2 protein-coding genes are annotated in these 2,704 nt (G+C 43.6%); both read left to right on the top strand.

Annotation, left to right across the window (positions count from 1 at the left end; genetic code table 11):
- The coding region (locus L652_RS0110440) for a beta-ketoacyl synthase (protein ID WP_024603440.1) at window positions 1–1,294 on the top strand (1,294 nt) is incomplete at its 5' end.
- A gap of 137 nt (window positions 1,295–1,431) precedes the next feature.
- Window positions 1,432–2,704: IS4 family transposase (locus L652_RS0110445; RefSeq protein ID WP_024603372.1), on the top strand; the 1,273-nt coding region annotated here is incomplete at its 3' end.

Raw genomic sequence — 2,704 nt, forward strand, 5'->3', positions numbered from 1 at the left:
GCAGCATATTATGAATAGCGTAGAGCCAGATAAAATTGGTACCTATTCAGCATCGGTAATTGGCCAAATGGACGACAAAGGCCTAGGTGGTTTAGTAAAAGCGCGCCAACAAGGCGACCGTGTTAGCACTAAGCAGTTAGCACTGGGCTTAAATACAATGTCTACCGATTTTATTAATGCCTATGTTACGGGCAATGTAGGTACTACGTTTTCGACCTCGGGCGCATGTGCAACTTTTTTATATAATTTACGTGCAGCGGTTAATGACATACAAGCAGGGCGTACACGCGTTGCGGTTGTCGCAAGTGTTGAGTGTGCTATTACACCAGAAGTTGTAGAAGGCTTTGGTAACATGAGCGCACTTGCAAATGTTGAAGGTTTGCGCCGCTTAGATAACTTATCCAATGATGAAGAACCAGATTATCGCAAAAGTAGCCGCCCGTTTGGGGATAACTGCGGCTTTACATTAGGTGAAGGCGCACAAGTTGCTATTTTAATGGACGATGCATTAGCCCTTGAATTAGGCGCTGACATAATGGGCTCTGTGCCGGATGTATTTGTAAATGCAGATGGTATAAAAAAATCAATTACGTCACCTGGTCCTGGTAACTACATTACCATGGCTAAATCGGCTGCTTTAGCAGCGAGCCTTTTAGGCAAAGAAGCTTTGCAAGAACGTAGCTTTATTTTAGCGCATGGCTCAAGTACACCGTTAAACCGCGTAACAGAGTCGCTGATATATCACAAAGTGGCACAAACGTTCGCTATTGATAATTGGAAAGTGACAGCGCCTAAAGCCTATGTTGGTCATACTATAGCTCCTGCAAGTGGCGACCAATTAGCGATAGCTCTCGGTGTATTTAGTCACAACATTATGCCGGGTATTACCACAATTGATAAAGTGGCTGATGATGTTTACACCGATCATCTTGATATTCGTAATAGCCATTACGAATGCAGTGAAATGGATATAGCTTTTATAAATTCAAAAGGCTTTGGCGGTAACAATGCAACAGCAATAGTACTTTCACCAAAAGTGACAATGCAAATGCTCGCTAAGCGCCATGGCGATGACGTTATGACTAGTTACGCTCAAAAAAACGTGGCAATTAAAGCCGCGCAACAAACGTATCAAGCTCAAGCTGATTTAGGCCAATATGAGCTTATTTACCGCTTTGGCGACGGACTTATTGACGACAACGACATTGTAATAGGCGAGCAAAGTATTCAGTTACCTGGCTTTGAAAAAGCAATTACATTTAGCACAACAAATTCCTACCAAGATATGTTTTAAGCACACATACTTGTTAGCAAGGCGCTTTTTTAAGCTGTCTCTTATACACAAATCCCTGCTAAGAAATTAGCGGGGATTTTTTTGAACTAAATCTCAATGTCATGATCAGATCTTCAAATCTTGTTTGAGGGCACATTATGATTAACGAACATACTCATTGGGCAAAACAACAATTCGGTAAATCGGACTTAGGTGATCCAAGAAGAACAGCGCGTCTGGTAAAGTTAGCATCAACGCTTGCAAATGAACCAGGAAAACCACTTGTAAACATCACTCAATCCCCCGGCGATATGGAAGGTGCCTACCGCTTTATTCGCAACGAGAATATTGGCGCAACGGCTATAGCAGAGTCAGGCTTTAAAGCCACGGTTGAACAAGCAAAAAGTCATAACTTGTTGCTCGCATTAGAAGACACGACCACACTAATTTATAAACATTCCTCCATTCGAGATGATTTGGGTCATGTCGGACGAGGAGCAAAACAACGAGGCTTGTTAGCTCATAGCGTATTACTGTTTGCGCCAGACACAAAGCAAGTTGTGGGATTAATTGAACAGTCTCGCTGGAGTCGTGATATCAACACGATTGGAAAAAGAGAAAAACACGCGACGACTTCTTACGAAGAAAAAGAAAGTTACAAGTGGGAGTCAGCGTCACGAGCGATGGCAGAGCGGCTGCAAGGACAAATGGCGAACGTGATATCGGTGTGTGACCGCGAAGCGGACATCTACGAATACTTGCAGTATAAACTGACCGAGCAGCAACGATTCGTCGTACGCTCGATGCAAAGTCGTCATATTGAAGAAGGTGAGGATAAGCTCTATGCGTTTGCAAGCGAGCTGATGAGTGCAGGCACCAAACACATCCACATTGCACAAAAAGGAGGAAGAAAAGCCCGAAGCGCAACACTGGATATCACCTATGCGCCAGTGACACTCAAAGCGCCTTACAATAAGAAAGGACACTCCCTCCCAGTTTACTATGTCGGCTGTACAGAGCGAGGAAACGCTAAGAATGGCTTAAGCTGGCACCTATTAACCAGTGAACCAGTCACCAGCAAAGAAGACGCCTTAGCTATCATCACCTACTATGAGCACCGTTGGCTTGTAGAGGAATACCATAAAGTCTGGAAAAGTGATGGTACGGATATCGAAAGTTTACGCCTTCAAAGCCAAGATAACATGGAAAGATTGGTGACGATTAATGGCTTTATTGCGACGCGAATATTGCAACTAAAGTTCACCAATGAGCAGCCTGATTCTCCAAGTTGTGAACAACTGTTATCTCCCAAAGCATGGAAGTTATTGTGGTTAAAGAGAATAAAAACACCATTGCCTGAAACTGCTCCAAATATGTCATGGGCGTATCAGGAACTGGCAAAGTTAGGAGGCTGGAAAGATACCAAGCGCA

The organism is Pseudoalteromonas sp. TB25, assembly GCF_000497995.1.
Taxonomy (GTDB): domain Bacteria; phylum Pseudomonadota; class Gammaproteobacteria; order Enterobacterales; family Alteromonadaceae; genus Pseudoalteromonas; species Pseudoalteromonas distincta.